Here is a 24,221-nt window from a genome sequence, read left to right on the forward strand (position 1 = left end):
ACTCTCTTCTTATTTAGTTATCACGACTCGTTAAAGTGAAAAATCCGCGAGGCGCTCGTTACTGGCAAGCTCCTCACTTCGAATTGTTTCCTGACACTCATCGATTTGCTGCAGCCAAGATTGCTCATCCCACAGCTCAAATTTATTCAATTGCCCCACCAGCATGATGCGCTTATCTAAATTGGCATATTGCCTTAGCGGTGGCGGCAGTAATATGCGCCCATTACCGTCGAGCTCCACTTCGTGGGCATAACCAAGTAACAGACGTTTCAACGATCGCTGGGTTTTATCGGTATCGGAAAGCATTAACAACTTAGCTTCGATCAATTCCCATTCATGGATTGGATACAAGAGTAAACAGGCGGATTGGATGTCGACGGTAATCACGATACGGCCTTGGTGCTCAAGCTGCAAAGGTTCGCGGTATCGCACTGGAATAGCGATCCGTCCCTTTGTATCTAAGTTGATAGCACTGGCTCCACGAAACACGCTAATTCATCCTATCCTTTGATTTTTGATCCACAAATATCCACTATTTCCCACAACTGCTAAGTTTAGGGACAGTCGACAAGCAATGTCAAGGGATGGGATCCTTTTATAAATCCAGTCGGCAAGCGGGTTAGCAGCATGTTGAGCACTTAACCTAGCGACAAACTTTTGACATGAAAGACCACGAAAGATCGACTAAACAGAGGAAACTACAGGAATAAATTACGCCGAAATATTCAGCAACCTTTAGCTTTCAGACGCTTGCGATGAAAAAGATGGGGAATACATTCTCACTTTGCGGGATTTTGCGTAACGAAAAATAACCTTAAACCCAAAAACGCAACAAAACAAACTTAAATCCAACCTAATTAGGCAGTCAAAAAAGAGTTGGATTCAGCATGAAAAACTAAATTACCATCCTAAATAAAGACGATCATCTTTTTGCAGATGGTTGAATATTAATGTCACGATTGCGAGAAGGCTCAAAATTTCTAGCCAAAATCCACCAAAAGCTCTACGCAAATCCAACAAAATTGCCTCGATTTCGAACTCGCTACTACTTGTTTCTTCTCAACCACTATGCTTCTTTCTTGCTGAGCACTGCTTTAATTCACATCTGTTGCTCATACCAAAACCTAAGCCCCTCATTCGCCTTAAACACTTAAACGGCGTATAGTCTAAATATTAACCGACTCCTGCCGATAACACGTTAAGAGCTGTAGTAACAAGGAGGCGTTATGAGTGGATTGGATAGCATTTATGCCATGCTGGCGCAGCCAGTGAAAGCCGTGTTGCACCCTAAACGGGTCGTCGACCAAGTCAGTAGTGCAACCGCAAATGCCCCCGATAGCCATGAAACACCACAGTCGCAGTTACCCCCGACGTTAGAAGGGCGCGACGCAAAAGTCAGGGAAAGACGCAAAGATACTGATAACAGCAAGAATAAGAAACGCCGTGCATCGGATGAGCCCGAAGAATTAAAAGAAGGTGTCGTGCTTGAAGTGACCGACGATACCGCGGAAATTAAAAAGCCTCCGAGCCAACATATTATTGATGTTGAAGTATAAATCAGTACGAATACAAACGGAAAAGGCGCAATCCCATTGGATTAGCGCCTTTTTATTCACCACAATCGAGTCATATTTCAAACCAACCCAAACTTAATATCAAATTTAAGCATGCCTCAAGTCAAAGAACTCAAATTGAGTAGCTTAAGTCGAATAGCTTAGGCGCGCGTCCTGGCGACGGCATCTTGCCAACCTGCGTATAAGCTCCCCCGAGTCTGGGCGTCAATGTTGGGGATAAAATGCTTATCGATACAGGCTTTATGTTCAAGCTCAATGACACTCTCCCAAAAGCCCACCGCCAGACCCGCTAAAAATGCCGCGCCTAGGGCAGTTGTTTCGCAATTACTCGGTCTTAACACTTCGACATCGGTAATATCGGCTTGAAACTGCATCAAAAAATCATTGGCGACCGCACCGCCATCCACCTTCAAACGTTTAAGGCTTACACCACTGTCTTTAGTCATGGCATCGAGTAAATCTTTACTCTGGTAAGCGATGGATTCTAACGCCGCCCGAATAATATGATTACGATTGGCGCCACGGGTTAACCCAAATAGCGCGCCACGGGCATTCGGGTCCCAATAGGGCGCCCCGAGTCCGACAAAGGCGGGCACTAGATACACGCCATTGGTATCGGCAACCTTAGAGGCAAAATATTCGGTATCGCTGGCATCACGAATAAGCCCGAGTTCATCCCGCAGCCATTGAATAGTCGCGCCACCCATGAAGACTGAGCCTTCGAGGGCGTAGTTCACTTCGCCCTTCGGCCCCACGGCAACTGTGGTCAGTAACCCATGGTTGGAGCGCACCGCTTTGGTCCCGGTATTCATCAATAAAAAACAGCCAGTGCCATAGGTATTCTTCGCCATGCCGGGCTCGACACACAGCTGGCCAAAAAGCGCCGCTTGTTGGTCGCCTGCCATCCCTGCGACTTGAATTTCACTGCCTTCACCGGCAATCCGCGTAGTGCCATACACGCTGCAGGAAGGCTTAACTTCGGGCAACATAGACAAGGGAATGTCTAAAGCCTCAAGTAACTTGTTATCCCAAGTCAGGCTATGGATATTAAACAGCAGAGTACGGGCGGCATTGGTGGGATCGGTGACATGCACTTTGCCCTCGGTTAACTTCCACACTAGCCAAGTATCGATAGTGCCGAATAACAACTCGCCGCGCTCGGCTTGCGCACGGGCATTGGGCACATTATCCAGAATCCACTTGATCTTAGTGCCTGAAAAATAAGGGTCGAGCAGTAGACCTGTGTTGTCACGCACATATTCTTCTAGCCCTTGGGCCTTGAGTTGCTCACAAATCTCAGCGCTGCGACGGCACTGCCATACAATCGCGTTATAGATAGGTTTACCTGTGGCTTTTTCCCAAATGACAGTAGTTTCCCGCTGATTGGTAATGCCAATCGCGGCCACTTCATCACTGTGGATCCCTGCGCGCGCCAGCACTTCAATTAATACTGAACTTTGGCTTGCCCAAATCTCCATGGGATCGTGCTCGACCCAACCCGGATTAGGGTACAACTGGGTGAATTCCCGCTGGGACACGCTGACAATATTTGCGTCGTGATCGAACACTATCGCTCTTGAGCTGGTCGTACCTTGATCTAAGGCCACCACGTATTTTTTCTGCACGCTACTATCCTATCTGAACTCTCCGTCGCCTTTTTATGCTGACGAGAATTAACATGATCCACTACTTATGCAATGAATATATTCGCAATTTTCCGCCGTGACCAGCAAGCAAGCCGTAAAACAAGATAACGCCACTATGCTATAGCCATAAAAAAGCCCTGAAGATTCAGGGCTTAATTAAACTACGTAGAACTTACATCTTATAGCTCATCTGGATACCCGCAAGCCACACATCGCCGCTTGCTTCACCGTTAAAGTTAACCGTCGCTAGGTTCAATAAATTTTGTTGCTCGTTGATGGGCGCATCGCCTGTTGCTTTGATATAAGTCACAGCAAAATCAACGTTCAGGTTCTTAGTTGCCTGATAACCGGCGCCCATAGAGAACCACAGACGGTCAGAGTCTGGAATTGTGGTTGTGCGCCACTCGTCCTGCGCCGCCGTTTTATCTAGCGCCACACCGGCACGCACTAACCAAGCATTATTGACTTGGTAAGTGGTTCCCAGCGCGAAGCGCCAGTTATCTTCAAAGTGTTCTTCTTTAACTAAATCAGACTCTAAACCGCCCTTAGGTTTAACCTCGCCAGGGAAATACGCCACCAGCTGATCGAATACACTCCAATCGGTCCAGTTCACACTCGCGTGCATAGCCCAGTTATCGGTCAATTGGTGATGAGAAGCAATTTCTGCAAAAGCAGGCAATTCAAGTGGTAAATACCCTTCGATAGATACATCTTGACCACCAGTGTACAAGACGCCAGAAGCATGGCCATCTAAGTCCAGTTTCACACTACTGTGATACGCAAAACCTAAACGGTGAGCGGGATTAATCTGCCAGCTTGCACCTAACTGCCAGCCGTAACCGATATCATCACCCTTCATGCTCTTAAGCTCAGTACCACCTGGTGGCAACACAGCCTGCACTGGAGCCGGCAGAGCAGGCTTGATACCATCGACCCAACCGGGTAATGAGGCACCAATTTCGCCCTCACCATAAACTATACGTACACCAGCACCGACGCTGACAGCGTCATTGATGCGATAAGCGATGTTTGGATTAAACTCAACTGTGGTAACCGAAGTCTTATTACCAAAAATGGCCGCGGCATGGGTCGCAGGTAATTCGGTGGCTAGACCATAGTTAGAGTTTACCGCTAGGCCCCAAGTCCATTGATCATTTAGCTGATTCGAGTAGTAAAAGTTAGGTACCAGTGCATCATCGGCCACATCCAGTGCATCGCCGCCTTTCATCTTAACGGGTTCAGGGCCAAGCAACGGCGAGCTAAGGCTGACATCACCAGTCACATCGACATTTGGCATCACATAAATGCCACCCGCAGAGAGCTGACGACCTTCAAGGTAAGTCAGCATGGCTGGATTTCGACCTTGAGCCGAAGCGTTATCCGCCATAGCCGCTTCACCCGCAAAAGCACGGCCTAACCCAGTGGCAGAATATTCGGCTAATTGAAAACCAGCGGCATGGAGTTGAGTCGTTGAACTTAACAAGGCTGCAGTGACAGCCAAAGTCAGAAGACGTTTTTGCATCATTATTCTCTAATCATATTATTGTTATCTGTACTACTTAAATGAGTACTGCGGCGTTCAGGCAAAATAGAGCAAAGACTCCAGATTGAATGCGCAGCAGTTTACTTATGCAGAAGATGTTTGCAACCAAAGGAGATAAAACAGACAAAAACTCTAGACAATCACGACTTTAAAACAGATTTAGTGACCAATATCACCATTTAAACAAAACTCAGCCTAGATACGCCCAGTTATTATTCGCAACTCTGATTAACTCAAAATAGTAAAATCACAAAAATAACCATAATAAACAATACAATAAAATCAAAAATAGCATAAACACGTGTAAATCATTCTGATGTAACAAATTCAGCATAAATCACTATCGATTCAGAAATTCTATGGCGCACAAACAGCAGTGAAAATTTATCATTTAAAATACAACAAGTTAAACTTTTTATGGATGATGATTTAAAACAAAAGCGCCTAGGTGCTAACCTAGGCGCTTAAATATGGACTCAACACCAGTACAAATGTGCGCTGAAAGTTAGCGGCGCCAACCTTGGATTTGAGTTTCGTACTGACTGATTTGCGCTGCATGGGACAAGGTCAAGCCAATCGCATCTAAACCGTTGAGTAACTTATGTCTCGCCGACTCAGCCAGCGTAAAACTAAACTCAGCCCCAGACGGTGAAATCACTTTACAGCTTGTGAGATCGACTGTGATTTGTGCGCCTTCTTCTACGGCCACTTCATCCATCAACTGACGCACCTCTGCATGGGTTAACGCCACAGGCAATAGGCCATTATTGATTGAGTTACCGTAAAAAATGTCAGCAAAACTCGGCGCAATAATCGCACGGAGGCCAAAGTCCGCCAGCGCCCAAGGCGCATGTTCGCGGCTTGAACCACAACCAAAGTTTTCCTGCGCCAACAGAATCGACGCGCCTTTATAGCGGCTTTGATTCAATGAAAACTCAGGATTTGGCACATCGCCCGCATCATCTAAATAACGCCAGTCGTGGAATAAGTGCACGCCAAAACCATCGCGCGTCACCTTAGACAAAAACTGTTTCGGAATGATCTGATCCGTATCAATATTGGTGCTGTCTATCATGACCGCAAGCCCGCTATGGGTTGTAAAAGGTTGCATTAACTTCTCCTCTTGGGTTTACGGTTATTAGTAAGGTTTACGAATATCGACAAAATGCCCTGCCACCGCAGCGGCAGCGGCCATTGCTGGACTCACCAAATGGGTACGACTGCCACGACCTTGGCGACCTTCGAAGTTACGATTACTGGTCGAGGCGCAGCGATCGCCCGCTTCTAATCTGTCGTCATTCATCGCTAAACACATGGAGCAGCCCGGTAAACGCCACTCAAACCCTGCTTCGATAAAGATTTTATCTAAGCCCTCGGCTTCAGCTTGGGCTTTCACTTGGCCAGAACCTGGAACGACAATGGCGGTGACGCCACTCGCGACTTTACGTCCTTTGGCATGTACGGCGGCGCTGCGTAAATCTTCAATCCGTGAGTTAGTACAAGAACCGATAAACACCTTATTGATACTGATATCTGTCATCGGTGTGCCCGCACTCAGGCCAATGTATTCTAAAGCCTTTTCCATACTAGCTCGGGTGCTTGGGTTGGCTTCATCAATAGGATTAGGCACTTTGCCATCAATCGCCACTACTTGGCCTGGGTTAGTGCCCCAGGTCAATTGCGGCGCAATGTCGGCGGCATCTAACTCAACGACAGCATCAAACACGGCGCCGTCATCGGTTTTAATGCTTTTCCAGTAAGCGACAGCCTCTGCCCAATCTTCACCCTTTGGTGCAAACTCGCGGCCTGCTAAATAGTCAAAGGTGGTTTGATCTGGCGCGACCATGCCCGCCTTAGCGCCCATCTCAATCGCCATGTTGCACACTGTCATGCGCCCTTCCATCGACAGGGCTTCAATCGCCTCGCCACAGAACTCCACCACGTAGCCCGTACCACCATCCATGCCGATTTTGCCAATGATAGCGAGGACGATATCTTTGGCGGTCACGCCATCGGTGACATGACCACGCACTTCAATCTTCATTGTTTTCGCTTTTAACTGACGCAGGGTTTGCGTTGCTAACACGTGCTCAACTTCAGATGTACCAATCCCAAACGCCAATGCCCCAAAGGCGCCATGGGTCGCGGTATGGGAATCGCCACACACAATCACAGTGCCGGGTAAGGTAATCCCCAACTCAGGCCCCATCACATGCACAATCCCTTGATTAGGATGGTGAATGTCATATAAGCGCACACCAAAGTCTCTACAATTTTGCGCTAGAGTTTCTACCTGAGTGCGCGCCATTGGGCTTAGGGCATCTAAGCTAGCGCTACGGGTCGAAGTGTTGTGATCCATGGTGGCGAAGGTTTTCTCAGGGGCGCGTAACTTACGCCCCGCCACTTTTAAGCCACTGAATGCTTGGGGAGAAGTCACTTCATGGACTAAATGTCTGTCGACATAAATGATCGGCGCTTCACCTTCTGGAGTCGCTACAACGTGGGCATCCCATACTTTTTGATATAAGGTCTTTGCGTTCGTCATTACACACCTGCCTTTATTACATTGGCGATAAAGTCACCCATTTCTGCCGTCGTTTTTGCTTCGCTACGCTTGTCGCTGCTCAATAGCTCACCAGTTAAGTAGCCAGAATTTAACGCTTTGCTGACGGCACGCTCAATCGCACAGGCGGCTTCTTCTTGCTTTAAGCTGTGGCGCAACATTAATGCTGCCGACAGAATTTGGGCGATAGGGTTTGCAATGCCTTTGCCCGCGATATCCGGTGCGCTACCACCCGCTGGTTCAAATAAACCAAAGCCAGTGCTGTTCATGCTCGCCGATGACAACAAGCCCATAGAGCCCGTTAACATCGCGATTTCATCGGATAAAATATCGCCGAACAGGTTAGAACATAGCATCACATCGAACTCATCGGGACGACGTAGCAACTGCATGGTCGCATTATCGATATAGATGTGTTCAAGCTCGACATCGGGAAAGTCCACCGCGACTTCTTCAACCACTTGGCGCCATAAAACTGAACAGGCGAGCACATTGGCTTTATCCACTGAGGTGACTTTTTTGCGACGACCACGGGCAGCTTCAAAGGCGATACGGGCGATACGGCTAATTTCGCGGCGACTATAGCGCATGGTATCGAAGGCTTCTTCATTTTCGCCTTCACCTTGGCGCCCCTTTGGCTTACCAAAATAAATACCGCCGGTTAACTCGCGCACACACAAGACATCAAAGCCGCGGGCAGAGATATCGCTACGCAGCGGTGACATATGTTCTAAGCCATCGTGCAATTTGGCTGGGCGTAGATTGCAAAACAGTTCAAAATGTCCACGCAGAGGCAATAGTGCGCCGCGCTCAGGTTGTTCATTTGGCGGCAGTTTTTCCCACTTAGGACCGCCGACTGAACCGAATAGAATCGCATCGGCCGCTTCACACCCTTTTAGCGTGGCATCGGGTAGCGGGCAACCGTGGTTATCGATGGCAATACCGCCGACATCGTATTGCGTATATTCGATAGTTAAATCGAATCGCGCTTCCACTTCACGCAACACTTTACGCGCCTCTGCCATCACTTCTGGGCCGATCCCGTCCCCTGCTAATACTGCTACTTGATAACTCATACGCCAGCCAACTCCTTTAAATGTGAATGCTTTATGCTCGACCTTGCTACTCTTTGGATGCTTTTAGCGACTAAACGCCGCCTAGCTCTCGATTCTTTTGCATGCTTTGTTTGTAATCGGCGACCTTGTCTGCGCGGCACGTTAAGTTCATCACATGCACTAAAGCGCGTGCCGAAGCTTCAACCACATCGGTCGCTAAACCAACGCCGTGGAAGTTTTGCTCATGGTAAACGGCGGTAATGTCCACTTGACCTAAGGCGTTTTGGCCCACACCCTTAGCACCTAACTTGTAGCTGATGATGTCGATACGACGATCTGTAGCACGAGCAATGGCGTTATAGGCGGCATCGACGGGACCATTACCGGTTGCGGCTTCGGTTTTAACTTCGCCGCCCACTTCGATACGCACAGTCGCCGTAGCAACGCCTTCGGTAGAGTCAGACTGCACCACTAATTGCTGCAGTTGATAATGATTGTCTTCTTCGGCCTGCGCTTCCATAAAGGCTAAGGCTTCTAAATCATAATCAAATACTTGGCCTTTTTTGTCCGCCAGTTTTAGAAACTCTTCGTACAGAGTATCCATATTGTAATCGTGCTCGCTATAGCCCATTTCTTCCATGCGATGCTTGATCACATGGCGACCCGAGCGCGAAGTCATATTTAAGTTATTGCGATTCAAACCTATGCTTTCTGGGGTCATGATTTCATAGGTATTTTGCGCTTTTAACATGCCATCCTGATGGATACCCGACGAATGGGTGAACGCATTGGCACCGACAATCGCCTTATTCGCCTGCACAGGCATGTTGCATAACTGGCTGACTAAATTAGAAGTACGGTGAATTTCTTTGGCATTAATGCCGGTTTCTAGCCCTAACATGCCCTTACGCGTCGCTAAGATCATTGCGATCTCTTCCAATGAACAGTTACCCGCACGCTCACCTATGCCATTGATGGTACATTCAATTTGACGCGCACCGTGCTGTACAGCGGTTATCGAGTTCGCCACAGATAAACCTAAGTCATCGTGGCAATGCACCGAAATCACCGCTTGATCGATATTCGGCACGCGGTTAAACAGGGTTTGGATAATAGTGCCAAACTCGCTTGGCACTGTGTAACCGACCGTATCGGGAATGTTAATGGTGCGCGCGCCAGCAAGAATGGCGGCCTCCACCATCCGACACAGATTATCGATTGGCGTGCGTCCCGCATCCTCACAGGAAAACTCCACATCGTCGGTAAAGCGACGGGCGTATTTCACGGCGCCTACGGCCATCTCTAACACTTGATCGAAAGAACGCTTCAACTTGCTCTCAACGTGAATCGTCGATGTCGAGATAAAGGTATGAATACGGAATTGATCAGCAACAGACAAGGCCTGCGCCGCAGCATCAATGTCCTTTTCAAGTGCACGGGATAACGCACAAACGCGGCTATTTTTGATGGTGCGCGCTATGGTTTGCACCGACTCAAAATCACCGGGTGATGACACAGGAAAGCCCACTTCCATTACATCAACACCTAGACGTTCCAGCGCCATGGCGATCTGTAACTTTTCTTTGACCGAAAGGCTTGCGGCTAACGCCTGCTCACCATCACGTAAGGTCGTATCAAATATAATTACTCTGTTAGACATCTCGCTTCTCCATGGAACGTCACCGTTCATTATTTAACTTTTGCCGTATTCAGATACAAAAAACCCCGCAACATTGGTGCGGGGTTTGTGAATGCTTTGCCTATTTATCGAGCGTGCAACACTAAGACCTCCGCGTATAAACCGCGAGGAGAGAGAGGAGGAGGTCGAGTTTGCTGCTAATTCTATTCATTTTATTTAAATATTTATTCTGTTCAAATAATCTAGGACGGTTAATATTTAACTTGCCTAGCCAAGAGTGTCAACCCTAATTTTTTCATGTTCCACTGTTCCGCCCCGTCTTAAGGCCAATAACTGTGAGTTTTATCGCCAAATTAGTGATCGACCCCACAGAATTAACCCGCTGTTTGGATTCAGAAATCACTGGGATGTGTTAACTTATTTCTCTTAGAAAAAAATAGTTTTTTATGCAAAAAATGATTAAGTAAAGTTATAATCCCGCCTTAGTAATTAAGGATATTAGAGCTTACGCATTTTATGGAGCACAAAATGGATTTTCGCGTCTTAGTACTGAGCCTGTTGTTATGGCTGTTCCCCTTTGGGGCCAGTGCTATAGACCAGTTAGATGAGCTCACAGAACTCGTCTACCAATATCCCAGTAAAGCCCTGACTCAAATCACTGCTTTAGAAAAACAATTTACGACCCGTGCCACCTCTGACATTAATCGACTCAGATTGAGCGTGTTGAAATGCCAAAATCTGCTGCAACTGGGTGAGAACGAAGCCGCAATCAACGTGGCACAGTTAGGCGAGGCCAATGCTAAACAGCTTAAGCTCGATCAGGTTCGCCCCTATTTTTTGATTTGCCAAGCCGACGCCAACCTCAACTACAACAATATTCAAAATGCGCTGCCCTTGCTGGATTCCGCTATTACCTTAGCGCGACGTTACCAACAGCCTCAAGCCCTAGTCGATGCCTTACGTTTACGTGGTCAACTCGATACCGACACAGATAACTTCTCCTCTGCCATCGAGGATTTACGTCTGGCCATCGATATTTATCCAGATATTCATACTCAAACCCAGAATTGGGTTTGGCCTCCACAAGCCTATATTTATGCGGCCATGGGCAATTTACTCTACGCAACCCATGATTTCCCCCAGGCCATGTATTACACCAACTTAGGAATACAGAGCCCGGATGCCAAGGGTAAAGTGTTACACATCATTCTACGAAATGCGGCAAGAATAGCGCTTGATAATCAAGAATTCGATTACAGTGACCAACTCGAAAAACAAGCAAAGGCACTACTGCCTGAACTCGGTTCGCCACTAGAGCTTGCCTACAGCTATGCCATTTTGGCATCAATCTCGCTCGATAAAGGCCGCATCGACGCAGCAGAAGAATACCTTTCTATCGCCATCAATACCTTTAAGAAACACAATCAACAATTGGCGATGATGCGCTCGACCCGCCTACTGGCCCAAATACGCTTTGCCCAACATCAAGACGATGCAGCCTTAACCTTAATGAATCACGCCATTGAGCAAGCTGAAAATCTAAAACAGTATTCTGATCTCAAAGGATTTTACGGGATCATGAGCGATCACTACTTAGAACAAGGGGATTTTAAGCAGGCCTATTCTTTCTTACTTAAACGCTATCGAGCTGCCGAACTCGCCAATCAAGGGATGAACACTGCACGAATATTGCAATTTAAAGCTCGCCTTAATCAGCAAGATCTGCAGCAGGATCAGACTAGTCCTGCGCCAGAAAAGGCATCGATCCTCCAAGAGTTAAATCTTGATTGGGTCTATAGCACTCTGTTCTTAATTGCAATGACGTTACTCGGCGGTGCTATTTGGTATTTGATTGATAAGCAAAATAATCGCGCGCCCCGTATCGAAGGCGAGGAGCCTGCGGAAACGCTGCTCCAACAAGTCACATCGGCCTTAAACAGCGCCAAACAAGGTAATTACCCGCTGTCTTTATTACTTTTTAATGCGAGTCAAATACGGCAAGTTGATTTACCGCCTCTGCAGGATCAGCTACAACACAGACTGCGTGAGCAAGATAAGTTAATCCGATATTCGATGGATGAAATTGTGATTATCCTACCGCATACCTCAGCAGCTGGCGCTAAAAAAGTAGTCAATCAATTAGTGGCCTGTATTCAGCCTTGGCAGGGGTCCAGCAAGGTCAATATTGGTATCGCGGCAATGCAACACTTTGATACGTTAGAGTCTTTAATTAAGCGCGCCAGTATCAATCAATTGGGCAAGGTTAAAATCAGTGAGAATAATCCAAACAATTATTCTCCCGCTAAATAAGCCTCAATTTCATCGAGAAAAGCGTCACCGAAACGACTCAGTTTACGCTCGCCCACTCCGTTAACGGCGAGCATTTCCCCTGCACTGGTCGGCATCATGGCCGCCATTTCCGCCAGCGTTGCATCGTTAAACACTAAATACGGCGGTACATCCTGCTGCTCGGCAATAGTTCTACGCAATAACTTCAACCGTGCGAACAACTTACGGTCATAGTTCAACGGTGCTTTAGACTGACTCGCCTTACGTTTTGTGGTCGTTAACTGAATACGCGGTTCGGCGAGCATTAACGCCACCTCCCCTTTGAGTACAGGTCGTGCCGATGGGTTTAAGGTAATAGATGAACCGCGAGTCACATCTTGACTCGCCAGTCCCAAATGGATCAATTGACGGATCACGCTCAACCAATATTCATGGCTCTTGTCTTTACCAATCCCCCAAGTCGTGAGTTTGTCATGCCCTCGATCGACTATCGGTGCGCCTTTCGAGCCGCGCAACACTTCAATTAAGTGATTGATACCAAAACGTTGTCCTAAACGGAAAATACATGACAACACCTTTTGCGCATCTTCAGTGCCGTTATAACGCTTAGGCGGGTCGAGGCAAATATCGCAGTTACCACAGGGCTCTAGTGCGCTCTCATCAAAGTAATGCAGCAACACTTGGCGGCGACAGGTCTGCGCCTCGGCAAAGGCGGCCATAGTATTAAGTTTGTGGAATTCGACCTGTTGCTGCGGCCCAGGCTCGGACTGTTCAATCAAATGTCTGACCCGACCAATATCGGCGGGATCGAACAACATAAAAGCTTCTGCATCGAGCCCATCACGGCCCGCTCGGCCAGTTTCCTGATAATAGGCTTCGATACTTTTCGGGATATCGTAATGCACCACAAAGCGCACATTCGACTTGTTAATTCCCATACCGAAAGCCACAGTGGCGACCACGATATCGATTTGGTCTTTAAGGAAACTATCTTGCACTGCGCCACGGTCTTCCTGCGTCATTCCCGCATGATAGGCCTTAGCATTAAAACCTTGCAGACATAAACGATCGGCTACTTCGTCGACACGGCGACGACTGCTGCAATAAATAATGCCGTTGGTGCCATTCTGCTGGGTTAGAAAATGCCGTAACTGATTAGCTGCATTAAGCTTTTCGGCGACAGTATAGCGAATATTAGGTCTGTCGAAACTCGAAAGCAGACGGAACGGGTCAATCCCGAGTCGCTCACAAATACTCTGCCGAGTCGCCTGGTCCGCCGTTGCCGTCAGCGCCATCATGGGCACATAGGGAAAAAGTTGCTTTAGCTGGCCAAGCGCCGCATATTCAGGGCGAAAATCATGACCCCACTGGCTAATACAATGCGCCTCATCGATGGCAAACATCGCCAACTGCAACGACTGCATACGCTCAATAAAATCAGCGGTTAATAAGCGCTCAGGTGACACATAAAGTAGTTTTAACTCACCGTGGCGCAGTTGCCTTAACACTTCGGCACTCTGCTCGCGCGGCAAAGAAGAATTGAGATAAGCCGCTGCAACGCCGGTTTGCAATAAACTATCGACTTGATCTTTCATCAAAGAAATCAATGGGGAAACGACAATAGTGATGCCATTCATCATCAAAGCGGGCAGCTGATAACATAAACTCTTACCGCCGCCCGTTGGCATAATCACTAAGCAATCTTGCCCGCCGCAAACACGTTCTATCACCTCCCGCTGACCGTCCCTAAAGTCACGGTAACCAAACACCTGTGCAAGGCGTTGCGAGAGCGGATCATCATGCGTGTCGAGTACGAGCTTTTCCATGGATCTTCTATGTCAAAAGTGAGGGGGCCTATTCTATACCCAAACTAGTTCAAAATGCAGGATTCAACGGTAATTTAAAGTGCTTTAGACGAGGCAATTCACCACAATTGCAGCTATTTTAACCCTAGTGGGCTAAGCCAAAAATAACGAACGCGGGGTAAAATACTTTAAAAACTGCCGAAACTGTGTCGTCATTTTAGCGACGGAGTTGCATTAGCCGTGAGCTTCACTGTAGATTAATTGCTCTAAGCCGCACTTTGTTTATCTCAGTGTTGATAACAAATCCAATTACGCCTAATGCAGTCACTCAGTGACAAGGACCCAAAAATGACCAGCCCAATCCAAGCCGAAGCTTTGAGAAGAGTCGCAGCAGTATTTGATCAACATGTTCCTTTTCATAATCTACTCGGACTTGATATCAAACGTTACGACATTGATGGCGTCGAAGTGGTGATTAACATGAAGCCTGAGCTGATTGGCAACATTCACCAACAAATCCTCCACGGCGGTGTGACAGCAACGGTACTCGATGTGGTTGGCGGACTCACGGCCTTTGCAGGACTGGTCGCCAGTCGTGATGATTGGACGGTCGAAGAGCTGCAGCAACGCCTGCAAACCCTAGGGACGATTGATATGCGCATTGATTATCTTAGACCTGGCCGTGGCCAAATCTTTACTGGCACGGGTAGTGTCATTCGTGCGGGTAATCGAGTGTCTGTATGCCGCATGGAACTGCATAATGAACAAGGCACGCATATCGCTTTTGGAACAGGGACTTATATGGTGGGCTAGCCGTTTCACCGCAGATAACTCATTTACCGTATTAAAGATCAAAGCCAGTAAACATCTTGATTAGCAGGATGTTTACTGGCTCCAATCGGCCATTTAAACTCTTATCGAGATATTCTGTAACCAAAAGAACGCTGCGATGCCTTGAGTCAGCGGTCAGACACACCTACAATCGCCGTCTTGTTGTCCTTCGAAGATGTCTCATGCCAGATCTTGAATACCGCAAAGGGATCCTACTCGCCGTCAGTGCTTACTGTATGTGGGGGTTTGCGCCTTTATATTTCAAATTACTCAATCATGTTTCCGCTACCGAAATTTTGCTCCATCGGGTGATTTGGTCATTCGTGTTTATGTTGATCATCATGCAATTTATTGGCGGTTTTTCACGCTTACGCTTACTGTTTAAACAACCTAAGCAACTGATGGTTCTCGCCATTACTTCCATACTGATCGCGGGAAACTGGCTGCTATTTATCTGGGCAGTAAATAACGATCACATGCTCGATGCCAGCTTAGGTTACTTTATCAACCCTTTGCTCAACGTCTTGCTTGGCATGTTATTTCTAGGCGAAAGGTTACGTAAACTGCAATGGTTCGCGGTCGCTCTCGCCAGCGCTGGCGTGTTAATCCAATTAATCTCTTTTGGCTCTATTCCCATTGTCTCACTGGCACTCGCGGGCACCTTTGGTTTCTATGCACTGCTGCGAAAAAAGGTCAATGTGGATGCTAAGGCTGGTTTATTGGTCGAAACCGCAGTGTTATTACCGGTCGCGCTAATTTACCTCGTCGCGACCTTAGACACAGCCACAGCGAGCATGCTGACTAATGATTGGCAACTGAATCTGATGTTAATGGCGGCTGGGATAGTGACTACCATTCCTTTACTGTGTTTTGCAGGAGCAGCGGTACGTATTCCATTGTCTATGCTTGGTTTTTTCCAATATATCGGCCCAAGTATTATGTTTATCCTCGCGGTGAGTCTGTTTAATGAGCCCTTCGATGCCGAAAAAGGTGTGACCTTCGGCTTTATCTGGAGCGCGCTGCTCGTCTTTACCTTAGATATGGCCTATAAACGCAAAACGGCGTGAGCATTATCACGCCGATAAACACAGTGGCAGAAGCGATGACATATGATGATTACTTCTGCAACTGTGCTAAAAACTCACTCCCTTGCGGTACTGTCAGTAATAAACAGTAGCCTTTAGCCGTTGGCACTAACACTAACTGCGATTTATCTGTTATCGCCAAAAATGCCTTACCTTTTCCCTGTAGATTAAACCAGCCCAATTGAAATCCCGGCATGCCTATGCCGTTGGTTTTAAAGCTCGGAGTCAATTCTGCCTCTTGTTGCAAATCGACTTTGCGTGCCTCGGCGGGCAATAAATCCGCGCGGGATAACTGCACTTTATAGAAGGGCACATCCAAGGTAAGCTCAGTATCGGTTAACACTAACTCGGCACTATTAGACTGATAAAAGACCCAAGAAAATCCGCCCATCATCACCAGCAATATGCCTAAACTCGCTGACTTCGCTATCTTTGGCATATTTTTTAGCCATAACATCAGCAAGATACCCGCTAAACCGAGCAATAAGACGATAAAACTAAAGATAGAGGTTTGGGTTAAAGGGGCGAGTTCAAAAAATTGAGGACTCATTGGCAGTATCTCCCGTGCAGTGAAGTCTTAATCTGCCAACAAAGACATATTATGTCAATAAAAATGCCAGCGCTAATATGAGTACTAGGCTGGCATTGATTGGATTGATTTAGAACGGCTTAGAGATCGAGCGCGAGAATTTTGGAACGGCGTTGATAGTTATACAACTGCTTTTTCTTCTGTGGCAGTGCTTCAACATCTTCAATCACAAAACCATGCTCGAGGAACCAGTGAATGCTCCGAGTTGTCAGCGCAAACAAGCGTGAATAGCCGCGGTTTCTGGCCTGATTGATAATGTTCTTCAGCAGTAGGCTCCCTCTGTCGGCATCGCGATAATCGGGATGCACCACCAAACAGGCAAACTCGCCTGCATTGTCCTCTTCAAAAGGATAAAGCGCAGCGCAACCAATCACTAAACCATCACGTTCAATCAACATGAACTGTTCAATTTCAATCTCAAGCTGCTCACGACTACGACGCACCAGAATGCCTTGCTCCTCCAATGGACGAATAAGGTTCAGTACACCGCCAATATCGGCGATCGACGCACAGCGTAAACGCTCGGCACTCTCAGTCACGATTTGCGTACCTATCCCTTCGCGGGAAAACAGTTCCTGCAGTAAAGCGCCATCTTCGAGGTAGCTAACTAAGTGACAACGCGGCACACCATTGCGGCAAGCATCAATACTCGCTTTCAAGAAAGCCATAGTGCCAATGCAGGCAGAACCTTGCTCGGCCAGCTTGTTCATGATGTTTTGCGCATCGTTCGGCATCAACTCGGCAATGACATCGCCATTGCGATCGAGAATACCGTTCTGTGAGCTAAAACCGATCATCTTATCTGCTTTGAGTTTGATCGCCACCTGGGTCGCGATTTCCTCGGCGGTCAGATTAAAACTTTCACCCGTCACAGAAGCCGCAATCGGCCCCATCAACACGATGCAGTGATTATCTAACTGACGTTTTAAGCCTTGCACATCAATACGACGCACTTTGCCACTCAGGCAAAAATCCACACCATTGTCGACACCAAGAGGTTGAGCAATCACAAAGTTGCCGCTCACTAAGTTAATTTGCGCGCCTTGCATCGGCGTATTGCTTAAGCTCATAGATAAACGCGCTGTGATATCAAATTGCAGTGCACCCGCAACTTGCTTGATCACTTTGAGCGAGTCTTCATCCGTGATACGCACACCTTCGTGGTAGGCAGGTTCAATACCGTTGACGGCTAATGCAGCATCAATCTGCGGTCTAGCGCCATACACTAACACCACTTTAATCCCTAAACTGTGCAGCAGGGCGACATCATTTAAGATGGCGCGGAAGTGATTTTGAGCCAAAGCTTCACCACCCAGCATGACCACAAAAGTTTTACCTCTGTGAGCATTAACATAGGGGGCAGAGTGACGAAATCCATCAACCAGTTCAGTGGTACGCACGCGTTATTTACACCTCATTTTTAAGCTGGCAGCGTCACTATGACATGCCAGGAATGAATCGCTAACTTTCGCGTATGGTATTGCATTTTAATTCACATATAAAGAATTTATTCTCACCAAAGTGCAGCTTTTATGATTTAAAGTGCTTAGAACTGCACTATTTTATATTTTCAGCAAGTGTTCACACTTTTTTAACTTCGTAGGGGATGATTCAGCGGCTTAAGTTTGCGAGGCAATTATCTCAACTTGATGACTAACCACTAAAAAATGCGCAAAAAAAAGCCCCTTAAATAAGGGGCTTTTCTCGAAACACTAACCAAGGATTACTTGATTTTTGCTTCTTTGTAGATAACGTGCTGACGAATAACTGGATCAAATTTTTTGATTTCCATTTTTTCAGGCATGTTACGCTTGTTTTTTTCAGTTGTGTAGAAGTGACCAGTTTTAGCTGTAGAAACTAATTTGATCTTCTCACGATTACCTTTAGCTTTAGCCATGATCTATTATACCTTCTCGCCACGAGCACGAAGTTCAGCAACAACAACTTCGATACCTTTTTTGTCGATCAGACGAATACCTTTAGTAGATACACGTAACTGTACGAAACGCTTTTCTTCTTCTAACCAAAAACGGTGGTTTTGTAGGTTAGGTAAAAAACGACGACGGGTCGCGTTTTTTGCGTGCGAACGGTTGTTACCAACCATCGGCTTCTTGCCAGTAACTTGGCATACTCTTGACATGTCAATCTTCTCCAAAAACAATTTTAACGCTCGAGCATTAATGTGCCTCGTATGGCCGTCGCCCGAGGCACAAAGAGGGCGCATTTTATACACGATCACAGAGTGAAGATCAAGTGTTAGATTAATTAATCCAGCCTCGTTCTGCAAAAGAAACTATCTCTCGATCACCTACAACCATATGGTCCAACAAGGATACGTCTATGGTTGCTAACGCATTTTTTAATCGCTCAGTTATTCGTCGGTCAGCCTGACTGGGCTCGGCAATACCAGACGGATGATTATGACAAACTATAACTGCTGCGGCCTTTTTCTCCAGCACTAAGCTCACCACTTCACGTGGGTACACTGAGGCTGAGTCTATTGTGCCGCGGAATAATTCGACAAATTGAATCACTCTATGCTGGCTATCCAGCAGTAAAACTGCGAACACTTCATAGGAGCGATCGGCCAATTGTCTCATTAAATAGTCCCGAGTTAAATCGGGATTTGTTAAAACTTGACCTCTTTGCAGATTTTCCTGCGCTACACGCCGCGCTAATTCGGCAGCAGCTTGAAGCTGGGCGTATTTTACAGGTCCTACGCCCGGAAGTCGACATACCTGATTTCGAGGCGCACAAAGCAGGTTTCTGAGGCCACCAAACTCGCTAATAAGCGACCTTGCAAGGTCAACCGCATTTAATCCCGCTAAACCGTTCCGCAGTAATACCGCCAATAACTCCGCATCCGACAGCTGCCCCGCCCCTTTTTGTAACAGTTTATCTCTGGGACCTTCCCCCTCAGGCCAATCTTTAATCCCCATGCGACCTCCCTGTCATCTCACATATTTTCACTTTACTGAGTATGGACGAGATTTTTTGAACTGGGAGAGTCACTAAAATTCACCGCTTTGTGGTATCGTTGGCGGCATTATTTCTATCTCGGATGATGTCTGTGAGTCTGACAAATAAAAACGTCCTGCTGGGCATTGGCGGCGGTATTGCGGCCTATAAAAGCGCTGATTTAGTCCGCCGCTTAAAAGAGCGTGGCTGTGATGTGCGTGTGGTGATGAGCCAGAGTGCGATGGAATTTATCACCCCTCTTACGCTGCAAGCGTTATCTGGGCATCCCGTTGCCTCAAGCCTGCTCGATCCTGCGGCAGAAGCAGCCATGGGCCACATAGAACTCGCTCGTTGGGCAGATCTCGTCATCATTGCCCCTGCAACTGCAAACCTATTGGCGCGGATTAATGCCGGTATGGCCGATGAGCTGATCACCACCACGTGTCTTGCCACAGAGGCGCCCATTGCCCTGTGTCCAGCAATGAATCAGCAGATGTACCGTAATCTAGCGACGCAGGCGAATTTAACCAGCCTGGCATCCCGCGGCTTTACACTTTGGGGACCCGCCAGTGGCAGTCAAGCCTGTGGTGAAGTCGGCCCGGGTCGTATGTTAGAGCCATTAGACATAGCGGAACTGGCTACACAATTTTTTGCCACGCATGACGCCGTTGAATTTAAGCCACTCGCAGGACAGTCGGTGCTGATCACCGCAGGACCAACCCGTGAGGCGATTGATCCCGTCAGATACATTTCGAATCACAGTTCTGGAAAAATGGGCTTTGCCTTAGCCAAAGCCGCAGCAGATATGGGCGCAACGGTCACCTTAGTCTCTGGCCCAGTGAGTCTAAGCACCCCAGAAGGCGTGACCCGCATTGATGTTGAATCGGCGCAGAATATGCTCGATGCTGTGATGGATAACCTTGATAAAAAAGATATTTTTATTGGTTGCGCTGCCGTTGCTGACTATCGCATTAGCGACATTGCCACCTGTAAGATCAAAAAATCGGCAGAAGAAATGCAACTTGCGCTGGTGAGGAATCCTGATATCTTAGCCACGGTTGCGAGCTTACCTAACCGTCCTTTTGTGGTGGGATTCGCCGCAGAAACCCATGATGTAGAAGCCTACGCCCGCGATAAACTCAAACGTAAAAACTTGAATATGATCGCCGCAAACGACGTTTCCGTTGCAGGTATTGGCTTTAATGCCGATGCCAATGCCCTGCGAGTGTTCTGGCCGCAAGGTAGCCAAGATTTGCCCGCCACTGACAAACTCACGCTGGCACGGCAATTACTTTCGTTGATAGTGAAAGAAAAAACAAATACATGAAAACACCGATTGAATTAAAAATTCTCGACTCCCGTATCGGCTCAGAATTTCCTTTACCTGCCTACGCCACACCGGGCAGTGCAGGCATGGATCTTCGTGCCATGATCGACACGACTTTGACCATAGCACCGGGTGAAACCGTGCTTATTCCAACGGGGATTGCCGTTCATGTTGCCGATCCCGGGCTGGCTGCTGTGATTTTGCCGCGCTCAGGTCTTGGCCATAAACACGGTATCGTACTGGGGAATCTGGTCGGACTCATAGATTCTGATTACCAAGGCCCTCTAATGGTATCTTGCTGGAATCGTAGCGACAGTCCATTCGCCTTAGAAATTGGCGATCGTCTCGCACAACTGGTGTTTGTTCCTGTAGTACAAGCACAATTCAAACTCGTTGATGAGTTCGACAGCTCAGATCGTGGTGAAGGCGGATTTGGCCATTCAGGCACTAAATAATCCCCAAAGTCGTTATTGAGCCAAGGATACTGCAATGGCTGTAAGCCCAAAAATTAATCGTCGTGAACATATTTTGCAATGCCTAGCGCAAATGCTAGAAACCAACCCAGGACAAAGGATCACCACAGCGAAACTGGCCTCAGAAGTCGGTGTATCGGAAGCCGCCCTGTACCGTCACTTCCCGAGTAAAGCACGGATGTTCGAAGGCTTAATCGAATTTATCGAAGAGTCGTTATTGTCGCGCATCAATTTAATCATGGATGACGAAAAAGACACCATGAAGCGCTGCCAGCTTGTTTTACAGCTCCTGCTGATTTTTGCCGAGCGAAACCCGGGCATTTCCCGCGTACTCAATGGTGATGCGCTGCTCGGAGAAAATGAACGCCTCCGTAGCCGCATTAGTACGTTATTTGCCAAAATAGAAACTCAACTTAAGCAAATTTTGCGGGAAAAGACGCTGCGAGAAGGCAAAGGCTTTAATTTAGATGAGGCAATTTTAGCCAATTTACTGTTAGCCTTTGCCGAAGGCCGAATCGCTCAATTTGTACGAAGTGAATTCAAACTCAAACCTACCACACACTTCGATGAACAGTGGCGCTTTATCCAACATCAACTGTTGCAAAGCTAATGATTTTTCAACATAAAGGACGGTAACTATCGTCCTTTATTTTCAATATTCCTTCCTTGTTTCACTTCATCTTTTGTTTTATCCTCGAAAAACATTTTAAGAACAAAAACCACAATGATTTTACAAGGATGTCAGATGAAACTCTTCCGATTAGCCACTTTGGCTACGCTCTGCTTGCCAATGCTCCCTATAGCAACTTTTTCTGCAACTCCGCCAACCACCAATGCACTATCACAGGCACAATTATTCAGCAAAGGTGATGAGTACTCAGATGTAAAAATATCGCCTACTGGCAAGTACTTAAGCGCAATTACGAGTGTCGAAGGTAAAAACGTTCTCTTAGTCTTAAATACCCAAACCAAAAAACTCCTCAATGCGATACATTTCCCTAGTAATGCTCAAGTCGGTGACTATGAATGGGCCAATAGTGAGCGACTGGTACTAGCAAAAGAATACCTAAAAGGCTGGCAAGATACACCTATCTACTACGGTGAATTGATGGCGGTGAATGCCGATGGTTCACGAAAAGCGTACCTATTCGGCTTTGAGAGTGGCGAGCAACAAACAGGTTCAAATATCAAGAAAAACACCCCTATGCGGGCGAGCGCGTTCATCCTCGATCCTCTGCCAGATGATGAACGCTACATGTTAGTCAATGCTATTCCATGGAATGGTAGGATCAATCTTGACTTTGAACTATCACAAGATGTCTACCGCGTAGACTTGTTCAATGGTACACGTAAACGCATCACAGGCTCACCTATCGGCCGAGCCCGTTTTATGACAGACCATCAAGGTGAAGTCCGCTTCGTTGCCGGTGAGGACAGTAAAAACATCACTAAAGTGTTCTACCGCAAAGACGGTAACTGGGTAAATACCGATAAACTCAATCTAGGTCTTGCTGATTTCAAACCACTCTCCTTTGCCGATGACAAAAATACGATTTATGCGGCGGGACGCTCCCAAGGTGAAACCTTAGGGGTGTATAAAATTAATCTCGAAACGGGCGATAAAACTGAAATCATTCAGGATGAAAACGTTGACCCTAGCAACTTTTGGATTAACGGTACCAATAAACAACTTTACGCCGTCGAGTTTGAAAATGGCTACCCAAGTTATGCCTTCGTCGATACTGAGGATTCGCACGCTAAATTGCTAAAAGATCTGCTTGGTGCTCTGCCTGGCCATCAAGTACGAATTGTTAGCGAAACCCGAGATGCAGAAAAACTCGTTGTACTTGCATTTAATGATCGTAATCCTGGTGACTACTACATATTTGATACGAAGAAACTGAAACTTGAATACCTAGCAGCCGCAAAGAAATGGCTCGACCCTGAACAAATGGCTGAAGTAAAACCCATCAGTTTCACCAGTCGTGATGGTAAGACAGTCAACGGTTATTTGACGCTACCTTTCGGTAAAGAAGCTAAAAATCTGCCCTTAGTCGTCAATCCACACGGTGGTCCACACGGTATCCGTAACTGGTGGGGCTTTGACTCACAAAACCAATATCTAGCGAGCCAAGGCATAGCCGTTCTACAGGTCAACTTCCGTGGTTCGGGCGGTTATGGTGATCAATTTGAACGTGCAGGCTATCAAAAATGGGGCTCGGATATTCAATACGATATTATCGACGCCACCCAGTACGTCATTGACCAAGGTTTTGCCGATAAGGAGCGTATCTGTATCGTTGGCGGCAGTTTTGGTGGTTACAGCGCCTTGCAGAGCGCCGTACTTGCTCCAGATATGTTTAAATGCGCCATAGGTGTAGCTGGCGTATATGATCTTGAATTAATGTTTGATGAAGGTGACGTGGCCAGAACACGTTCAGGAACAAGCTATCTCAAGGACGTACTTGGCCAAGACAAAGCCACCCTAAAAGCCATGTCGCCCTCAGAAAACGTTGCCAAATTAAAAGCGAACCTCTTACTCGTTCACGGTGGTGAAGATGAGCGCGCGCCAATTGAGCAACTCGAATCTCTCGAGAAGGGCCTAAAAGCTCACAATTATCCTTACCAAAAACTGGTAATGGACAATGAAGGCCACGGTTTTTATAACGATGAGCATAGAGCGAAATACTATGAACAAATGCTCAGCTTCCTAAAAACTAATTTAAAACTTTAGGATTGACTCAAACTTGCCGTCAATGCCAGTCTACACTCGATTGGCAGTGGCTGATTTAAAGCCGATATCCGATAAGGACTATCGGCTTTTTCATGTGGCCTATGCGCGTT

The 24,221-nt window shown here is 47.0% G+C and carries 21 protein-coding genes; 8 read left to right on the forward strand and 13 right to left on the reverse strand.

Going from position 1 to position 24,221, the window contains the following annotated elements; translation table 11 throughout:
• Nucleotides 1-30: 30 nt before the first annotated feature.
• Complete coding sequence (gene mraZ, locus AYJ58_RS00755) at nt 31-489, reverse strand: division/cell wall cluster transcriptional repressor MraZ (RefSeq protein WP_106648322.1); 459 nt, start codon at nt 487-489, stop codon at nt 31-33.
• Nucleotides 490-1,226: 737 nt separating this feature from the next.
• Between mraZ and AYJ58_RS00760 the strand changes: the two genes are divergently transcribed.
• Nucleotides 1,227-1,556 carry a hypothetical protein gene (locus AYJ58_RS00760; RefSeq protein ID WP_106648323.1) on the forward strand — a complete coding sequence of 110 codons (330 nt, stop codon included), beginning with the start codon at nt 1,227-1,229 and terminating at the stop codon, nt 1,554-1,556.
• 158 nt (nt 1,557-1,714) lie between these two features.
• Here the strand turns inward: AYJ58_RS00760 and glpK are convergent, their stop codons facing one another.
• From glpK to leuA, 6 genes are all read right to left on the reverse strand, one after another.
• On the reverse strand, nt 1,715-3,199 hold the full coding sequence (gene glpK / locus AYJ58_RS00765) for a glycerol kinase GlpK (RefSeq protein ID WP_106648324.1): 1,485 nt from the start codon (nt 3,197-3,199) through the stop codon (nt 1,715-1,717).
• Nucleotides 3,200-3,392: 193 nt separating this feature from the next.
• A complete protein-coding gene (locus AYJ58_RS00770; protein WP_106648325.1) occupies nt 3,393-4,742 on the reverse strand; it encodes an outer membrane protein transport protein in 1,350 nt (449 codons plus the stop codon).
• 526 nt (nt 4,743-5,268) lie between these two features.
• A complete protein-coding gene (leuD, locus tag AYJ58_RS00775) occupies nt 5,269-5,874 on the reverse strand; it encodes a 3-isopropylmalate dehydratase small subunit (protein ID WP_106648326.1) in 606 nt (201 codons plus the stop codon).
• Between the two features lie 27 nt (nt 5,875-5,901).
• Nucleotides 5,902-7,308, reverse strand: a complete 1,407-nt coding sequence (leuC, locus tag AYJ58_RS00780) for a 3-isopropylmalate dehydratase large subunit (protein WP_106648327.1) — start codon at nt 7,306-7,308, stop codon at nt 5,902-5,904.
• Nucleotides 7,308-8,402: a 3-isopropylmalate dehydrogenase gene (gene leuB, locus AYJ58_RS00785; RefSeq protein WP_106648328.1), complete on the reverse strand. Its 1,095-nt coding sequence runs from the start codon at nt 8,400-8,402 to the stop codon at nt 7,308-7,310. Before leuB ends, leuC begins: the two co-directional genes overlap by 1 nt.
• Nucleotides 8,403-8,472: 70 nt before the next feature.
• Nucleotides 8,473-10,041, reverse strand: coding sequence for a 2-isopropylmalate synthase (gene leuA / locus AYJ58_RS00790; RefSeq protein ID WP_106648329.1), 1,569 nt, complete (start codon nt 10,039-10,041; stop codon nt 8,473-8,475).
• Nucleotides 10,042-10,548: 507 nt separating this feature from the next.
• Here leuA and AYJ58_RS00795 point away from each other — a divergent pair.
• Nucleotides 10,549-12,330: a diguanylate cyclase domain-containing protein gene (locus AYJ58_RS00795; protein WP_106648330.1), complete on the forward strand. Its 1,782-nt coding sequence runs from the start codon at nt 10,549-10,551 to the stop codon at nt 12,328-12,330.
• Here AYJ58_RS00795 and recQ read toward each other — a convergent pair.
• The gene (gene recQ / locus AYJ58_RS00800) at nt 12,312-14,135 is read right to left on the reverse strand and encodes a DNA helicase RecQ (protein WP_106648331.1); all 1,824 of its coding nucleotides are present in this window, start codon (nt 14,133-14,135) and stop codon (nt 12,312-12,314) included. The genes AYJ58_RS00795 and recQ overlap by 19 nt on opposite strands.
• A 327-nt stretch (nt 14,136-14,462) precedes the next feature.
• Here recQ and AYJ58_RS00805 point away from each other — a divergent pair, with 327 nt between their 5' ends.
• Nucleotides 14,463-14,927, forward strand: coding sequence for a thioesterase family protein (locus tag AYJ58_RS00805; protein ID WP_106648332.1), 465 nt, complete (start codon nt 14,463-14,465; stop codon nt 14,925-14,927).
• A gap of 200 nt (nt 14,928-15,127) precedes the next feature.
• Nucleotides 15,128-16,012 carry an EamA family transporter RarD gene (gene rarD / locus AYJ58_RS00810; protein ID WP_106648333.1) on the forward strand — a complete coding sequence of 295 codons (885 nt, stop codon included), beginning with the start codon at nt 15,128-15,130 and terminating at the stop codon, nt 16,010-16,012.
• Between the two features lie 49 nt (nt 16,013-16,061).
• Here rarD and AYJ58_RS00815 read toward each other — a convergent pair whose 3' ends face one another.
• The 5 genes from AYJ58_RS00815 to radC all read right to left on the reverse strand — a co-directional run bounded on the left by AYJ58_RS00815 (nt 16,062) and on the right by radC (nt 19,558).
• Nucleotides 16,062-16,580 carry a PH domain-containing protein gene (locus AYJ58_RS00815; protein WP_106648334.1) on the reverse strand — a complete coding sequence of 173 codons (519 nt, stop codon included), beginning with the start codon at nt 16,578-16,580 and terminating at the stop codon, nt 16,062-16,064.
• 119 nt (nt 16,581-16,699) lie between these two features.
• Nucleotides 16,700-18,019, reverse strand: a complete 1,320-nt coding sequence (argA, locus tag AYJ58_RS00820) for an amino-acid N-acetyltransferase (RefSeq protein ID WP_106648335.1) — start codon at nt 18,017-18,019, stop codon at nt 16,700-16,702.
• A gap of 323 nt (nt 18,020-18,342) precedes the next feature.
• Complete coding sequence (rpmG, locus tag AYJ58_RS00825) at nt 18,343-18,516, reverse strand: 50S ribosomal protein L33 (RefSeq protein ID WP_006079871.1); 174 nt, start codon at nt 18,514-18,516, stop codon at nt 18,343-18,345.
• Between the two features lie 6 nt (nt 18,517-18,522).
• Complete coding sequence (gene rpmB / locus AYJ58_RS00830; RefSeq protein ID WP_006079870.1) at nt 18,523-18,759, reverse strand: 50S ribosomal protein L28; 237 nt, start codon at nt 18,757-18,759, stop codon at nt 18,523-18,525.
• A gap of 121 nt (nt 18,760-18,880) precedes the next feature.
• Nucleotides 18,881-19,558: a RadC family protein gene (radC, locus tag AYJ58_RS00835; protein WP_006079869.1), complete on the reverse strand. Its 678-nt coding sequence runs from the start codon at nt 19,556-19,558 to the stop codon at nt 18,881-18,883.
• Nucleotides 19,559-19,680: 122 nt separating this feature from the next.
• Here radC and coaBC point away from each other — a divergent pair, with 122 nt between their 5' ends.
• The 4 genes from coaBC to AYJ58_RS00855 all read left to right on the forward strand — a co-directional run bounded on the left by coaBC (nt 19,681) and on the right by AYJ58_RS00855 (nt 24,111).
• Nucleotides 19,681-20,904 carry a bifunctional phosphopantothenoylcysteine decarboxylase/phosphopantothenate--cysteine ligase CoaBC gene (gene coaBC, locus AYJ58_RS00840; protein ID WP_106648336.1) on the forward strand — a complete coding sequence of 408 codons (1,224 nt, stop codon included), beginning with the start codon at nt 19,681-19,683 and terminating at the stop codon, nt 20,902-20,904.
• On the forward strand, nt 20,901-21,359 hold the full coding sequence (gene dut / locus AYJ58_RS00845; protein WP_106648337.1) for a dUTP diphosphatase: 459 nt from the start codon (nt 20,901-20,903) through the stop codon (nt 21,357-21,359). Before coaBC ends, dut begins: the two co-directional genes overlap by 4 nt.
• A 34-nt stretch (nt 21,360-21,393) precedes the next feature.
• On the forward strand, nt 21,394-21,987 hold the full coding sequence (gene slmA / locus AYJ58_RS00850) for a nucleoid occlusion factor SlmA (RefSeq protein WP_106648338.1): 594 nt from the start codon (nt 21,394-21,396) through the stop codon (nt 21,985-21,987).
• A 135-nt stretch (nt 21,988-22,122) separates the two neighbouring features.
• The gene (locus AYJ58_RS00855; RefSeq protein WP_106648339.1) at nt 22,123-24,111 is read left to right on the forward strand and encodes an alpha/beta hydrolase family protein; all 1,989 of its coding nucleotides are present in this window, start codon (nt 22,123-22,125) and stop codon (nt 24,109-24,111) included.
• Nucleotides 24,112-24,221 lie beyond the last annotated feature (110 nt).

Origin of the sequence: Shewanella sp. Pdp11, assembly GCF_002838165.1 — a bacterium.
Lineage (GTDB): Bacteria > Pseudomonadota > Gammaproteobacteria > Enterobacterales > Shewanellaceae > Shewanella > Shewanella hafniensis.

Bases quoted from the DNA above. Each gene is read 5' to 3' on its own strand.
- rarD (WP_106648333.1), top strand. From the start codon at position 15,128: ATGCCAGATCTTGAATACCGCAAAGGGATCCTACTCGCCGTCAGTGCT.
- AYJ58_RS00805 (WP_106648332.1), top strand. From the start codon at position 14,463: ATGACCAGCCCAATCCAAGCCGAAGCTTTGAGAAGAGTCGCAGCAGTA.
- AYJ58_RS00760 (WP_106648323.1), top strand. From the start codon at position 1,227: ATGAGTGGATTGGATAGCATTTATGCCATGCTGGCGCAGCCAGTGAAA.
- AYJ58_RS00770 (WP_106648325.1), bottom strand. From the start codon at position 4,742: ATGCAAAAACGTCTTCTGACTTTGGCTGTCACTGCAGCCTTGTTAAGT.
- leuB (WP_106648328.1), bottom strand. From the start codon at position 8,402: ATGAGTTATCAAGTAGCAGTATTAGCAGGGGACGGGATCGGCCCAGAA.
- leuA (WP_106648329.1), bottom strand. From the start codon at position 10,041: ATGTCTAACAGAGTAATTATATTTGATACGACCTTACGTGATGGTGAG.
- AYJ58_RS00795 (WP_106648330.1), top strand. From the start codon at position 10,549: ATGGATTTTCGCGTCTTAGTACTGAGCCTGTTGTTATGGCTGTTCCCC.
- rpmB (WP_006079870.1), bottom strand. From the start codon at position 18,759: ATGTCAAGAGTATGCCAAGTTACTGGCAAGAAGCCGATGGTTGGTAAC.
- rpmG (WP_006079871.1), bottom strand. From the start codon at position 18,516: ATGGCTAAAGCTAAAGGTAATCGTGAGAAGATCAAATTAGTTTCTACA.
- slmA (WP_106648338.1), top strand. From the start codon at position 21,394: ATGGCTGTAAGCCCAAAAATTAATCGTCGTGAACATATTTTGCAATGC.
- recQ (WP_106648331.1), bottom strand. From the start codon at position 14,135: ATGGAAAAGCTCGTACTCGACACGCATGATGATCCGCTCTCGCAACGC.
- coaBC (WP_106648336.1), top strand. From the start codon at position 19,681: ATGATGTCTGTGAGTCTGACAAATAAAAACGTCCTGCTGGGCATTGGC.
- leuD (WP_106648326.1), bottom strand. From the start codon at position 5,874: ATGCAACCTTTTACAACCCATAGCGGGCTTGCGGTCATGATAGACAGC.
- dut (WP_106648337.1), top strand. From the start codon at position 20,901: ATGAAAACACCGATTGAATTAAAAATTCTCGACTCCCGTATCGGCTCA.
- AYJ58_RS00815 (WP_106648334.1), bottom strand. From the start codon at position 16,580: ATGAGTCCTCAATTTTTTGAACTCGCCCCTTTAACCCAAACCTCTATC.
- leuC (WP_106648327.1), bottom strand. From the start codon at position 7,308: ATGACGAACGCAAAGACCTTATATCAAAAAGTATGGGATGCCCACGTT.
- radC (WP_006079869.1), bottom strand. From the start codon at position 19,558: ATGGGGATTAAAGATTGGCCTGAGGGGGAAGGTCCCAGAGATAAACTG.
- AYJ58_RS00855 (WP_106648339.1), top strand. From the start codon at position 22,123: ATGAAACTCTTCCGATTAGCCACTTTGGCTACGCTCTGCTTGCCAATG.